The 12,927-nt window shown below is 47.2% G+C and carries 15 protein-coding genes; 7 read left to right on the forward strand and 8 right to left on the reverse strand.

The window, feature by feature from the left end:
* Positions 1–5 precede the first annotated feature (5 nt).
* From MUN34_RS01720 to MUN34_RS01750, 7 genes are all read left to right on the forward strand, one after another.
* Entirely contained in the window at positions 6–1,289 is a 1,284-nt protein-coding gene (locus MUN34_RS01720) for a methyl-accepting chemotaxis protein (protein ID WP_026827543.1), read from the forward strand.
* A gap of 224 nt (positions 1,290–1,513) precedes the next feature.
* A complete protein-coding gene (locus MUN34_RS01725; protein ID WP_247856741.1) occupies positions 1,514–2,761 on the forward strand; it encodes a flagellin N-terminal helical domain-containing protein in 1,248 nt (415 codons plus the stop codon).
* A gap of 137 nt (positions 2,762–2,898) precedes the next feature.
* Positions 2,899–3,255 (forward strand): flagellar protein FlaG, encoded by a 357-nt coding sequence (locus MUN34_RS01730; protein ID WP_247856742.1) that lies wholly within the window; start codon positions 2,899–2,901, stop codon positions 3,253–3,255.
* Between the two features lie 17 nt (positions 3,256–3,272).
* Positions 3,273–4,835: a flagellar filament capping protein FliD gene (gene fliD / locus MUN34_RS01735; RefSeq protein WP_247856743.1), complete on the forward strand. Its 1,563-nt coding sequence runs from the start codon at positions 3,273–3,275 to the stop codon at positions 4,833–4,835.
* Between the two features lie 12 nt (positions 4,836–4,847).
* Entirely contained in the window at positions 4,848–5,219 is a 372-nt protein-coding gene (gene fliS / locus MUN34_RS01740; protein ID WP_026827547.1) for a flagellar export chaperone FliS, read from the forward strand.
* Positions 5,183–5,569 carry a hypothetical protein gene (locus MUN34_RS01745; protein WP_247856744.1) on the forward strand — a complete coding sequence of 129 codons (387 nt, stop codon included), beginning with the start codon at positions 5,183–5,185 and terminating at the stop codon, positions 5,567–5,569. The genes fliS and MUN34_RS01745 overlap by 37 nt, the downstream gene beginning before the upstream one ends.
* Before the next feature lie 27 nt (positions 5,570–5,596).
* Complete coding sequence (locus tag MUN34_RS01750) at positions 5,597–5,776, forward strand: hypothetical protein (RefSeq protein ID WP_012371303.1); 180 nt, start codon at positions 5,597–5,599, stop codon at positions 5,774–5,776.
* A 34-nt stretch (positions 5,777–5,810) separates the two neighbouring features.
* Here MUN34_RS01750 and MUN34_RS01755 read toward each other — a convergent pair whose 3' ends face one another.
* The 8 genes from MUN34_RS01755 to MUN34_RS01790 form a co-directional block, all read right to left on the reverse strand.
* Positions 5,811–7,565, reverse strand: coding sequence for a GGDEF domain-containing protein (locus MUN34_RS01755; RefSeq protein WP_247856745.1), 1,755 nt, complete (start codon positions 7,563–7,565; stop codon positions 5,811–5,813).
* Positions 7,566–7,666: 101 nt separating this feature from the next.
* On the reverse strand, positions 7,667–8,335 hold the full coding sequence (locus MUN34_RS01760; RefSeq protein ID WP_247856746.1) for a DUF2225 domain-containing protein: 669 nt from the start codon (positions 8,333–8,335) through the stop codon (positions 7,667–7,669).
* A gap of 23 nt (positions 8,336–8,358) precedes the next feature.
* Positions 8,359–8,799 (reverse strand): YaaR family protein, encoded by a 441-nt coding sequence (locus tag MUN34_RS01765; protein ID WP_026827552.1) that lies wholly within the window; start codon positions 8,797–8,799, stop codon positions 8,359–8,361.
* A 26-nt stretch (positions 8,800–8,825) separates the two neighbouring features.
* On the reverse strand, positions 8,826–9,716 hold the full coding sequence (locus MUN34_RS01770) for a flagellin N-terminal helical domain-containing protein (protein ID WP_026827553.1): 891 nt from the start codon (positions 9,714–9,716) through the stop codon (positions 8,826–8,828).
* Positions 9,716–10,108 carry a flagellar export chaperone FliS gene (locus MUN34_RS01775; protein WP_247856748.1) on the reverse strand — a complete coding sequence of 131 codons (393 nt, stop codon included), beginning with the start codon at positions 10,106–10,108 and terminating at the stop codon, positions 9,716–9,718. Before MUN34_RS01775 ends, MUN34_RS01770 begins: the two co-directional genes overlap by 1 nt.
* The gene (locus MUN34_RS01780; RefSeq protein WP_012371297.1) at positions 10,105–10,395 is read right to left on the reverse strand and encodes an EscU/YscU/HrcU family type III secretion system export apparatus switch protein; all 291 of its coding nucleotides are present in this window, start codon (positions 10,393–10,395) and stop codon (positions 10,105–10,107) included. Before MUN34_RS01780 ends, MUN34_RS01775 begins: the two co-directional genes overlap by 4 nt.
* 9 nt (positions 10,396–10,404) lie before the next feature.
* A complete protein-coding gene (locus tag MUN34_RS01785; RefSeq protein WP_247856749.1) occupies positions 10,405–12,324 on the reverse strand; it encodes a serine/threonine-protein kinase in 1,920 nt (639 codons plus the stop codon).
* A gap of 94 nt (positions 12,325–12,418) precedes the next feature.
* Positions 12,419–12,925 carry a competence protein ComK gene (locus tag MUN34_RS01790; protein WP_026827557.1) on the reverse strand — a complete coding sequence of 169 codons (507 nt, stop codon included), beginning with the start codon at positions 12,923–12,925 and terminating at the stop codon, positions 12,419–12,421.
* Positions 12,926–12,927 lie beyond the last annotated feature (2 nt).

Here is a 12,927-nt window from a genome sequence, read left to right on the forward strand (position 1 = left end):
CGAAGATGAGTAGATTACGCAAAAATTTAAAGATGCGGTTGTTTGTCTGGGTCTTGGCGATTTCAGTCATTACTGGTGGGATTTCAGCACAGTTGACGTTGTTCTTAAACCGAGGACTTAATGTCGCTGACGGACCGTCGATTTGGTTAGGTGCCGGGATTGGCTTAGTTTTATCCATCATTGGTTCAGCATTGATCCAATTGATTCTCCGTCAACCGATTAAAGCGATTGAAAAGGCGACGGAAACAGCGCGTGAAGTCGCAAACGGTAATTTCAACGTTGATTTCGAAGAAGCAAAACGCGGCGACGAAGTTGATCAGTTGATGCATGAACTCGAAGTCATGGTCTTACATATCCGCAAACAGGCAACACAGATGGGCAATTCAAGTGATAAATTAACGGCGTCAGCGCAGGAAATCGCGGCTGCTGTCCAAGAAGGTAATGCATCAGGCGAAAGCATCCGCTCTGCGATGGCAGAGCTATCGACGAAGATGAATGAAAACGTCGATCAAGCTTATCTGTCGATGGATGCCCTCGGTGCCGTTAAACGGACGATGGATGAAGTCGCAAAAGAAATGAATGAAGCGTTGAAATCGGCGACCGTCATGCAGACGGAAGCTGAGAACGGGAAGACGCTGGCGACAGATTCTGTCGAAGCGATGCATATGATTTCAAGTAAGATGGAACAATCAGCGACATTGAACAGTCGACTGACCGGCATGACAGGTGAAATTTCGAGGATTACCGATGTTATCAGTGACATCTCGGCCCAGACGAACTTACTCAGTCTCAACGCCTCGATTGAAGCAGCACGGGCCGGTGACGCCGGGCGTGGCTTTGCCGTTGTTGCGGCAGAAGTTAAGAAACTCGCGGAACAAACAGCAACATCAGCCAAAGAAATCACGGATTTAATTTCCGGTGTTAAACGTCTTGTTAACGATACAGCTAATGCGATGACGGACGTCCAAAAAGAAGTTGCGACTGGTGTCGGACTCGTCGAACAAGCCGGTTCGTCGTTTGAAGAGATTCACCAGTCGACAGAAAGTGTTTATTCACGTGTCCAGTCGGTTGATCAACTTGTCATTAAGTCAGACAAGGAAATCGATCAGGTTGGATTGACGACGGCAAATATCCTTGCGATGGTCGAAGAAGCATCGAAACACGCGGAACAGGTCTTGCAGGCATCAAGCCATCAAGCGGCTTCACTTGGTGAGGTCAACGGCGCGATGGAAGAGTTGGTTGCAGTCGCGGAACAACTACAGGAAGAGACAGGCGCGACGCGACTGTAAATCAGAAATCGTAGACGGAAACAGCGTCTGCGATTTTTGTTTGAAGTTTTTTATTTTTTTTTGAGAGAAACTGTTAAACATTTCGGTACGGCGACGATATATAGAGTGGAAGCAGTCATCGACTACAACCACCGCGCTACTCTTGGGCCGGCCAGGGGGCGCATCTCGGAGAAGAAGGATCTTCAAAGAGACAAAAAAATTATTCCTATGGAGGGAAACTTACAATGATTATCAATCACAACATTACAGCACTTAACACACACAACAAACTTTCGAGCGCTTCTGCTGCTCAAAGCAAATCAATGGAAAAATTAGCTTCAGGTCTTCGCATCAACAAAGCGGGCGACGATGCTGCTGGTCTTGCAATCTCTGAAAAAATGCGCGGACAAGTTCGTGGACTTGATCAAGCTTCACGTAACGCACAAGACGGTATCTCAATGATTCAAACTGCTGAGGGTGCACTTAATGAAACGCATGATATCCTTCAACGGATGCGTGAACTTTCTGTCCAATCTGCTACAGATACAAATACTGATGCAGATCGTACAAACATCCAAGATGAAGTTAACCAATTAGGAAAAGAAGTTGATCGTATTCGCGATACAACTCAATTCAATACAAAAAATCTTTTAAACGGTTCAATGGATAAAGGGCAAGCAGCTGCTGTAGCAAACGTTAACCAAAATACAGAAGTTAAAACTGCTACTGCAAGTGTTTTAACAGATGCTTTGACAACTTTAACTGATAAAAACGGAAACAACTTAGGTATCACAGCAACTGACGTAATCAGTGTGTCATATGTAAAAGATGGTGCAACTGTTACTAATACATTTACTGCTGGTACTCTTACAACTGCTGCATTAGGAACAACTGATGGAACAGCTGATGATACTAGCACAGCTCTTTCTGCTGATGCAAGTGGAAACCTTTCATTGACTGCAAGTACAGCAGGTGTTGGTGGAGCAATCAATGGTCTTACTGTAACTGTTAAAGATGCTTCAGGAAACGTGAGAAGTGCTGCTACAAATGCACTTTCTAGCTTCACTGAAAAAACTGCTGCTGCTAACATCAACACAGATGGACAAGCAACTTTCCACATTGGTTCTAACACTGGACAAAACATTCAATTAGCATTTAAAGATATGGGTACTGCTGCTTTAGGTGTTAAAGATTTAAAAGTTGGTAACCAAGGTCAAGCAAACGTTGCTGTTAAAGTTCTCGATACTGCAATTCAAAAAGTATCTGCAGAGCGTTCTAAACTCGGAGCAACACAAAACCGCCTCGAGCACACAATCAACAACCTTAAAACATCTTCTGAAAACCTGACAGCGGCTGAATCACGCGTTCGTGACGTTGATATGGCAAAAGAAATGATGAACCAAACGAAGAACTCGATTCTTGCGCAAGCAGCACAAGCTATGCTTGCACAAGCAAACCAACAGCCGCAAGGCGTTCTCCAATTACTCCGTTAATCGTAATTGGTCATACAATTTACTTAAAGGTCGTGGACTCGTTCCATGGCCTTTTTCTATTGATTTTTAAATCAGGTATTACAACTTACTGGAAGATGCCGATATACTACATAGAGAAGAAAAAGGAGTGTTTGTCTATGAATTCCATCAACACGGAAATTCGGCTTCACCTGCCTGAAAATGTCTTACCATACGAAGCGACACGAAATGTCTTCGTCGAAGCGAATCAAGAGGACTTGGCACAGGATGGAGTCGTTATTCTACCGACACCGCAACATATCGCAAAGCTTGAAAAAGCCATTGAAAAGGCAAATGTCCAGCTCGAATCACAACGAACAGGCTTAAAGTTTATCAAACATGAAAAACTCAATGAATTTTATATTCAAGTCGTCGATACAAATAACCATGTCGTCCAAGAAATTCCGAGTAAAAAGGAACTCGATTTTTTTGCCGCTTTCATGGAATTTAATCAACTGATCGATAAACGGATTTAAGGGAAAGGACTGATTGGATGGCAGGGATACGTCTTAGTGGTCTCGCAAGTGGGATCGATACAGAAACGATGATTAAACAATTGATGCAGGCAGAACGGGCACCGGTGGATCGTCTTTCACAAAAGAAACAAACATTGACCTGGCAACGTGACGCTTACCGCGAAATGAACCGTGGCTTACTTGATTTACGAACGGCAGCAAGTGATATGCTGTTATCGAAAAATTATACAGCGAAGACTGCGACAAGTTCGGATTCATCGAAAGTATCCGTGACAGCAAGTCCAGCAGCGACAGCTGGTAGTGTGACGATTGATAAGATTGGTCAGTTAGCATCAGCAGCATCCGTAACGATGATAACAGCGGCAGGAAAATCATCAGATACAACGCTTGCTGACAGTGGGATGTTTACTGTGACAGATGGAAAAATCAATGTTCAAATCAATAGCTTTTCTGCTGACGGAAAAGCAATCAGTGAAACGATTTCGCTTGATGCGACGCAAAAATTGTCAGATTTAACATCAGCTATCAATGCTAAATCAAGTCTCGGAATGAGTGCTGTCTATAACGATATTACAGGTAAACTAGTTTTAACGAAGACAAGCACCGGAAAATTGAATCCAAGTGGGGCAGATATAACGATTCGTGATGCGAATGCCAATTCCGAGATTGTGAACTCCGAGTCACTGACGATGGGGCAGGACGGTAAAAATGCAAAGTACACGATTGGCGGTCAGGAACTCGAACAACGGACCAACACCTTTACGCAAAACGGTCTGACGATCACATTAAACGGGACAGCAACGACAGCTACGACCCTCAACACGAAACTCGATACGCAAGCGAACTTTGATTCGATTAAGAAGTTTGTCGATAAGTATAACGAGATGATTGATAAGATGAATAAAAAAGTTCGGGAAGAAAAGTATCGTGATTTCCAACCGTTGACGGATGCGCAGCGAAAGGAATTAAGTGAAGACGAAGTCAAGAAATGGGAAGAGAAAGCTATCAGTGGTGTCTTGAAAAATGATAGTTTCTTACGCGACGGAATGAACTCGTTCCGGAGTGCGATTTCTGCAAAAATCGACACAGGTTACTCATACACAGCTGACTCAAAAACGATTGAACTGAATTATATGTCGCAAATCGGTATCACCTCAACAAGTGATTTCCGCGATGGAGGAAAGTTAAAGCTGGATGAAACAAAACTGAAGAAAATGCTTGAGGAACAACCGGAAGGCGTTTATAAACTATTTACGACCGATGCACCGGAACCGACAAAAGATGCTCAAGGAAATCCAATTCCGGGTACAGCTGGACTTGACGGATTTGTTCGCCAAATCCAAGGATTCGCGACGACGATGCGAGATAAAATTTCGAAGGTCGCAGGACTTGATGGTTCTGTCTCGACGACTTACCGTCTCGGAAAATCCCTCGCCGATCTTGATAAGAGTATGCTGACGTGGGCAGATAAATTAACTAGCAAAGAGAATGCTTACTATCGTCGCTTTGCAGCGATGGAACAGGCGATGAGCCAAGCGAACAGCCAATCGGCAACGCTCGCTTCATACTTAGGACAATAAGGAGGATTTCAGATGGCGAACCCATACGCAACGTACCAAACGAACTCGGTTACAACCGCTTTACCACAAGACTTAACGTTGATGTTGTATGAAGGACTAATTAAGTTCTCCATGCTCGCCAAGCGTGCAATCGAACAAGGATTGATTGAACAAAAAAACACGAACATTCAAAAAGCGCAGGCAATCATCCTTGAGCTTCAATTGACGCTTAATCAATCGATTGCCTTGTCAAAAGACTTAAATAACTTGTATGACTATATGCAAGGTCGTTTAATTGATGCCAACGTCAAGAATGACGTTGTGGCAATCGACGAAGTGATTAGTTTTGCGGAAGAATTCCGCGAAACGTGGAAAGAAGCGATGAAGCTCGCGCGTCAACGATGAGTCCGCTTGATCCGCTCCGTCTGAAGACAAAACATCTGATGGAACTGCTGGAGCAAACGCCGGAAGAAGACGTCTATGACGAGTGGTTGCTGAAGATCCAGAACTTGTTGAACGAACGCGAAGCGTTTATCGCGGCTCATTCGAACTTACTGGCTGGTGCGAATCAGGCCGTTATTCAGGAACTTGTCGCCGACAGTCAAAAAATCGACTTGAAATTATCGTCAGAAACCGCTAAATTAGGGGTACAAATCAATCAATTGCGTCAGACGAAAACGAGTCGAAAATCGTATGTTGATCCGTATGAAGAAGTCGAAGGTAGTTTTTCACCGTATTTTGATTCTCGTCAGTAACTTTCTAGCCTTAGGGAGGGATCTCGTGTGACAAAACGTGAAGACAAGAAACGAAAGGTCGTCAAACCATTTTATCGATCTGACGGCTCGTACGATCAGTTCATCGAACCGGATGTCGAGTCGGAATCCTGGGAAGAAGCCGAACGTCCGATTTCCGATTTACCGGATGCGTATGAAGAAGAAAAATATCGACGTGAGTCGTTGTAATGAAAGAGGACCTTCCACTGTGGAAGGTCCTCTTTCATTTAAACCGATAAGCGTTTTTTTCGTGTTGTTTGACGCTGTACATTGCTTCATCGGCCCGAATCAACAACAAGCTCGTCGTTGTCCCGTCGTCCGGATATCGGGCAATCCCGATTGACGGCGTGACGGACATTGCGCTGTCATTAAACCAAAACGGTTCATTCAGCTGAGCGATCAGTTCTTCGGTGTAAAGAATCGTATCTGCCTTTGAGCGCGGCAGGAAGACGATGAATTCGTCACCGCCAAGCCGGGCTGCGACCTCGTCGTCCCGCAGATGGAGCTGGAGGCGATTCGCTGTTTCTTGCAGAACATAGTCACCGGCGTCATGCCCATACGAGTCGTTGATTTGTTTGAAGCCGTCAAGATCAATGAACAGTAACGAACCGGCTGTAATCTGCGTGAGTCGCTCTTGCAGGAAATGTTCGAAATAACGACGATTTGGCAACCGGGTCAAGACATCATGATACCCAAGTCCTTCGAGCCACTGTTGTTGTTCGAGTGTCTCCGTGATATCGGCTAACAGAACGTAGATGTAATCCTGATCCGGTACCGGAATCAACGTCGTGTCATACGTGAGGGAATCATCTTGTAACAGTAACTTGCGACTCGACTCTAAACGCACGACTTCTTGTCGGAGTTGGTGTGACAGCCGTTCTGATAGTTGTCGACCGAATCGCTGGACTGCTGCCGGATTCATCGTCTGGAGTGTGCCTGTTCGATTGATTTGCAGAATCGGATCCGGATGATCGAGAAACAGGCGCCGGTATTCTTCTTTTCTTAATTCGAGGAGTGCGGTCTTTTCCTTGACGCGCTTTGCGAGATTAAGCTGGGCGACTTCATGTTCTTCGAGCAACTGCTGATTGAGTCGTTCTGAGAAATATTGTCGGATTAAAAATAACGAAAAGAGCAGTGTGATCGTCAAGATATAGACGATGTTCGGCACTTTGAAAAACGAGATCCAAACGAGTAAAAGTACCAGACTGATATACGGTAAATATGGCCGCGACAAGGTATATATGTATGTAATCGGTGGTGGGACTTGCCGGAAATAGCGAATCAGCCCAAACAAGCTAAGCGGGTAGAACGGTAAAAAAAGCGCTGCGATGTCGAGTTGATTACGGATCAGAAACGTATAGTACCCGAAGTTCGTGAAACAAAATAAGGCAACGGCCTGAATCAGAATCCGATGTTGCGGCGCACCGCGTAAGCCAGTTGTATAGAGAATCAGAAAAAATAAAATAAGTGCCATGAAACAAAGTGCGTAGATTGTCATCGCAATCAATTCGACGGTAGTCCGGGCAAAGTCAGGGACGTACTGTAAAATCATCACATACCCAAAGACGAGCGACATGCCGAATAAAATAAAGCCATCGAGATAAAGCAACCGGTTTTGACGGAATGACGACCAGACGATCAAGCGGGCCAGTGTCATAGCAGTCAAGAGTAAAAAGAGCGTCAGCGTCATGTTTGCCAAGGCATCGGACCAGACAGGATGGAGACGATTTGGTAACAGTGCCAACACAACGTTGAGGACAATGCCGAGCCAAAACAAGACAATTGCCAGCCCCATTCTGCGGTACGGATGATTGGATGGTTTTAAAAAGTGAACAAACGCTGACGAGGCACAAAAACTTAAGCCGATTAAGGTAATGCTGCCGGCGATGGCAGGGGTCAACGTTTGGTCAAGCGTCAATGCTAGAACCAGATAGGTCACAAGTAAATAAAGAAGACTGATTGCATGTGGTCTCGTCATGTGTCCACCTCTTTTCTCGATGTCTTATATATATGCATTTCGTCAACAGGAGAGAAAACCCCTGTTTCGTCCAACACATCTCAGACAAACAGGGGATGAAATCAAATGGTATGTTGTTCACGGTACAATTCCCAGTGCTCGCGGGCTTCCTTTTTAATTCGATCAGAAACAGTTTTACTTTGGAAAATGAGACTGTACCATTGTTTGGCGTTATCTGTATCGCCTAGCGTTGCATACAAATCACTGATTCGTAAAAGTAAGACATCGTGAGGAATGCCCGTTCGGACTGCGTCCGTATAGTTTAAGTAAATGGTTTCGTATTTTTGGACAGATCGCATCGTCCAAGAAAGTTCTTGCTCCAAATCTTCCAGCAACCGATACATCCAGGAAATTCGAATGCCAAGCATCGCTTGGATGCTGTCTTTTTGTAACGTGATTTGTGCCATATACAAGCATAGTTTGTATAGATACAGTACTTGTTTCACAGAACGTTCTGTTGCAGAAAAAGGTAAGACCGGAAGCATCGATAATATGTCCGTTTCCAGTAGAATCCGGACATCAGGCCGTAGTTTTTCAAACGCTTCATGGAAAATAAAGCGACAGTGATTGCACTGGATGGGTTCGTAAAAATAGACGTTTGGTCCCTGATAATGAATGAAACCATCCATATCGGTATGTTCGACACGAATATGTCGGCTCAAGACACGTTTCGTCTCCGTTTCTTTGAGGCAGTAGGGGCAACGGCATTTTTTCATATACAGGTCAGGCATCGGACGGGCTCCTCAAGATGAATTTAGACAAAAACGTTGACGAGCATTCCTTTGATTTCACCGATTTGGTCGAGAATCTCCAATCGGCGTGATTCGCCGGAAATGACGTTGTCGGTCAGTTGCAACAACTTCGCATCGACTTGTTCGACGACCTTGTAGATTTTCGTTCGTCCACGGCGGTTGAAGCCACGTTTTTCTTCGAGTTGTTGCGACTGATCGAGGGCATCTTTTAAGAAGTCCTTGATTTTTTCTTTATAGTCTTCGAGATGTTCAATCGTTTGACTTTCTGCCAGTAACTGACCGTGCTCTTCGACGAGCAGCAACTTTTGTTGGAGACGTTCGTAGCCTTTATGCTCACGTTTATCTTGCATCAAAGCTGAAAACGTCGTCGACGCTTCGACCTCACGTGGTCCGCTCTTAGGTGTCTGAAGGCGGCTTGTTTCTTGAATGCGCCGGATGTCCATCGTTGATTCCTCCTTTGGTTAGTTGATTAGTTGAGTAATTGCAAGACACCTTGCGGTAAGGCATTGGCCTGGGCGATCATTGCCATACCCGATTGATTCAGGATATTGTACTTCGCATACTCCATCATCTCACGCGCCATATCGGTATCACGAATCCGTGACTCGGACGCCGTCAGGTTTTCTTTACTGACACTGAGGACGGATGATGTTGCTTCGAACCGGTTTTGGATTGCTCCGAGTTTTGCCCGTTGCTGGGAAATCGTATCGATTGCTTGTGTATAAAGGCTGATAGCCTGATCGGCATCGCTGCCTGTCATGACACTGAGCGCGTATTCCGGTGTTGTATTGACGCTTGGGTAATCCAGTTCCAGGGCGTCGGCATTCGGTTTGACGGTCGTACTGATTCCGATATTCAGTCCCCGCATATCATCGATTGTCAAGGCAATGCCTTCATTCGCACCGGCGTTTGTCTGGATGAAGACGGCATTGTCTTTTCCGTATGCACCTGTCAGTAATTTTTTGCCGTTGAACTGGGTTGTCTCAGCAATCCGTGAGACTTCATTCGTCAACTGGTTGATTTCTTCCTGAATCGCGGTCCGGTCTTCTGTCGCGAGTGTGCTATTACCGGCTTGAACGGCCAGTTCGCGCATCCGTTGCAACAGGTTATGTGTTTCGCCGAGTCCACCTTCGACCGTCTGGACCATTGAAATTCCGTCGAGGACGTTCTGTTCCGCTTTATCGAGCGCTTTGAGTCGATTGCGCATCTTTTCCGAAATCGCAAGACCGGCTGCATCGTCAGCACCACGGTTGATTTTTTGGCCACTCGATAATTTATCCATCGTCGTCTTGACGTTCATCTGATTGGCACTTAAGTTTCGGTAGGCTTTTAAAGCCTGTACGTTGTTTGAAATCCGCATTAATAGTCCATCCCTTCGTAACGCTCATGGTGTGCCGCCCGGACGAGGGGACGGTCTTTTTTCAGACTGGCCGCTTGCCAGGTGATTAACAGTTCTTCCGTCAGCTGTAACACTTCGTCTAGGCGTGTCGGCTCGACGTAAGCCTGTAATGTCTGTTCCGCTAAGTAATAATACAATTGATCGAGTTGCGCTGTGATGATGCCGCCTTCGTCGTTCAAACCGGCCTGCAGTTTTTCAAGCAGCTGGTAGGCTTTTTGCAGACGGACGTTGACAGCATCGAACCGTCGCTCGTCGCGACCGATGATCGCCTGTTCATATTGAAAGACCAAGCCTTTTAACATCGTCTCCGTCAATTGTTGGGGTGTCATCTGGTACAGTTCTTGTTCGGTCATGAGTTCCGTCCTTTCGCGTGATCGAGTTCTTCAATCAACAGTAACAATTCGGCCATTACATCATACAGTTGTGGGGGGATTGCCGTTCCGAGATCAAGGTCAAGCAGGTGACCGAGCAGCGACGTGTCCTGTTCAATCGCGACGCCGCTTGCACGGGCTTCCTGTAAAATCCGATCCGCTGCGGCACCCGTTGCCCGGGCGACGACGATCGGGGCATTGCCCGACGCTTCATCGTACCGGAGGACGGCCGCTGATTTCCGGTGTTTTAAATCAATTTTCTGATACATAGGGCCTCCTTAAATCCGGTAATCGTAACCGGTCGGTGTCTCGTCCGGTTTGACGGTTTCTGGTGTCGTGTGATCTTTCGTAAAGGCATCGAAGCGGATGCGGACATCCTGATAACCGGTCGCCTGCAGGGCTTCCGTCGTCCGTTCAAGGAACGGTGTTGCCAGACGCTCAAGGAGTGGGAAATCATTTTCGATCGTAATCTGCATCTTCCGGTTAACGGTCTCGACACGAACGCCGATGTCGCCGAGCCGTGGTGTCTCGAGTTGGACATATAACGTATTGTTTTCCCAGTCGATCACTTCATCCGGGCGTTTATTTTGTAAGTGGACGTGCAGTCCGGCTGTCCCTTCGACGAGCTGAACGGGCAGAGCGAGCAACAGTTGTTGCAACTGCTGGTTGCTGTCCGGTTTATTGATCTGCTGCTGTGTGTTCAGGAACGTTTGCAGTTTCGCCGCTTCCGGATTCGCCGCCGGTGTCGCGAGTTTTAATTCCGCCGTCTGCAACTGGAGCGTTTTTTGGACCGTCTCCTGTAAAACTCGTGGACTGTTTTGTCCTGGTTCATAGGGAATCGGTCGTTGCGCGGTCGAAGCCGATTGGTTTGGTGAACCGGGCTGATTTGTTTGCTGCGTGTTTGCAACAGCCGGCCGTAAGCTTGGATTCAGTTCCGGTAAGTAAGCTGTCCGGACATTCGCCGGGGAGTAGCGGAACGCTTCCAGTGTTTGGCGGACATCCTGGACGACGGCTTTGGCTTCCGCGCCGCGTCCGAGCAGGGCGAGTTCCGTTCCCCGTTCGAGTTTTGATAACAGTTGAATCAATTGTTTTTCATCACGCATGCTCGTATGTAACATTGCGTCCGTCTGCTGGAACGTTTGCCGCAGGCGATTTGCCGTACTTTCGATGACTTGGGCCATTTGGAGCGGACGTTCTTCGACAAGCGGTTCAATTTGCCGCAGTTGCGAGACGATCGTCCGTTGCTCACGCCGGAAGTCATTTGTCACTTCGGCGAGTCGGGGTGTCACTTCGGCAATGACCGTCAGATTCGACCGGACGGGTGCGGCGGGCGGACTAATTTTTTCTGCCGGCACTGCTTGTGCTTGCGCAATGACAGCGGTCAGTTGTTCAAGTTTGCTTGGCGCTGGTCGTTCCGTCAGCACGGGGCGTTCACTTGGGAAATAAGACTGCAGCTGCTCTCGGACTTCTCGCAGTTCACCGCGATCGATCCGGCCGAGGATATCTGGTCGGACGTCTGCTGGAACATGCGCCGCAATCTGCCGGAGGGCGACCGGTGTCGCTTGATCGATGTCGTGATGCGTCGGAAGTGTCGCGCGGGCGACGTCGAGTGCAATGACGTTGCTGAGCGTCGGTTTCTCGATCACCGCTTGACGTTCCGGTAAAATGTCCACCAATGTATCGGTTGCGCCGAGCAACTGGGCAATCAGGACGTCGGCGTCGGCCGGCAGCGCACTGTCGGACGGACGTGTCACGAGCTGAAGAACAAGGTCTTTATACGTTCCTTGCAGGGCAGCGACGAGTCGGGCGACCGTTTCCGGTGTCTGCGGCAGTTGCCCCGTCGCAAGCAGTCGGGCGACGGCTTGTTTTAATTCCGGTGGGAGATCATCGAGTAAGGTCGCATCGACACCAGATGAATCCGGTTTGGTCGTTCCGGTCACCGGGACATCAGGATCGGTCTGTTCCGTCACCTGTTCAATCAGGTAACCTTCTGTCGTTTGGCCTTTGACCTGGAATTGAAAGGTGCCTTCCGGGACGTCACCGGTGAAGGTCATCTCGACCTTCTCGCGGCCGACCTGGACGAGGGCCGTATTCGGACCTGTCTTTTCAAGGACTGTCCCGCTGTATGTTTTAGTCTCCGATAAGGTGGTCGTGGGGGTGGAACGGGTCGGACTTGTTGGATTCATCTGGATATTCATCGATGAACCTCCTTTCTTGAAAAATTCTTCATCTTATTATATATCGGCACAAACAAAAAAGGATTGAGCGAAATCATCGCCCAACCCATTTTTTTTAAGATTTAATTGCATTAAAGCGGTCCTCTAATGTCATCGCGTTTAATTGCTGGTAACGAGCCATCAGCTCGCCGGTTGCTTTCATTTGGTTGCGGACGATGTAAGGAGAGGCGTTTACGGGAAGGATCATGCCGTTACGAGTTTTGAGTTTCGTCTGTCCGTCTTCCTCGATGACTTCGGACATATGACTCCAGGCATACCACTCGCAATCATCACGTTTTGGTGATTTGGTAGGGAAAAAGACAAGACCAAGTGTCGGTTCGATGACGACCGGAACTTTTCCTTTCACGGAAGCGACACGTTTAGCGGTGACAATCCGTTCCTCGATGGAACTGTTGTACTGTCTGCAAGATAACTGCAGGAGTTGATACGGACGAAGCGGCGTCATGATCGTTGACCCGTCTTCTAAGACGATGATGGATTGTTTCATCATGTCATAACAGGGCAAAATCGCAACGGTCCGTTTCGTGATTCGATACTTTTCGTCATTATGGAATGGTCGCATTC

The organism is Exiguobacterium sp. 17-1 (genome assembly GCF_023096305.1).
In the GTDB taxonomy this organism is placed as follows: Bacteria; Bacillota; Bacilli; order Exiguobacteriales; family Exiguobacteriaceae; genus Exiguobacterium_A; species Exiguobacterium_A sibiricum_A.

What these genes read in the sequence shown, in the direction of transcription:
- MUN34_RS01720 (WP_026827543.1), top strand. Translation starts at nt 6, where the DNA reads ATGAGTAGATTACGCAAAAATTTAAAGATGCGGTTGTTTGTCTGGGTC.
- MUN34_RS01725 (WP_247856741.1), top strand. Translation starts at nt 1,514, where the DNA reads ATGATTATCAATCACAACATTACAGCACTTAACACACACAACAAACTT.
- MUN34_RS01730 (WP_247856742.1), top strand. Translation starts at nt 2,899, where the DNA reads ATGAATTCCATCAACACGGAAATTCGGCTTCACCTGCCTGAAAATGTC.
- fliD (WP_247856743.1), top strand. Translation starts at nt 3,273, where the DNA reads ATGGCAGGGATACGTCTTAGTGGTCTCGCAAGTGGGATCGATACAGAA.
- fliS (WP_026827547.1), top strand. Translation starts at nt 4,848, where the DNA reads ATGGCGAACCCATACGCAACGTACCAAACGAACTCGGTTACAACCGCT.
- MUN34_RS01755 (WP_247856745.1), bottom strand. Translation starts at nt 7,565, where the DNA reads ATGACGAGACCACATGCAATCAGTCTTCTTTATTTACTTGTGACCTAT.
- MUN34_RS01760 (WP_247856746.1), bottom strand. Translation starts at nt 8,335, where the DNA reads ATGCCTGACCTGTATATGAAAAAATGCCGTTGCCCCTACTGCCTCAAA.
- MUN34_RS01765 (WP_026827552.1), bottom strand. Translation starts at nt 8,799, where the DNA reads ATGGACATCCGGCGCATTCAAGAAACAAGCCGCCTTCAGACACCTAAG.
- MUN34_RS01770 (WP_026827553.1), bottom strand. Translation starts at nt 9,716, where the DNA reads ATGCGGATTTCAAACAACGTACAGGCTTTAAAAGCCTACCGAAACTTA.
- MUN34_RS01775 (WP_247856748.1), bottom strand. Translation starts at nt 10,108, where the DNA reads ATGACCGAACAAGAACTGTACCAGATGACACCCCAACAATTGACGGAG.
- MUN34_RS01780 (WP_012371297.1), bottom strand. Translation starts at nt 10,395, where the DNA reads ATGTATCAGAAAATTGATTTAAAACACCGGAAATCAGCGGCCGTCCTC.
- MUN34_RS01785 (WP_247856749.1), bottom strand. Translation starts at nt 12,324, where the DNA reads ATGAATATCCAGATGAATCCAACAAGTCCGACCCGTTCCACCCCCACG.
- MUN34_RS01790 (WP_026827557.1), bottom strand. Translation starts at nt 12,925, where the DNA reads ATGCGACCATTCCATAATGACGAAAAGTATCGAATCACGAAACGGACC.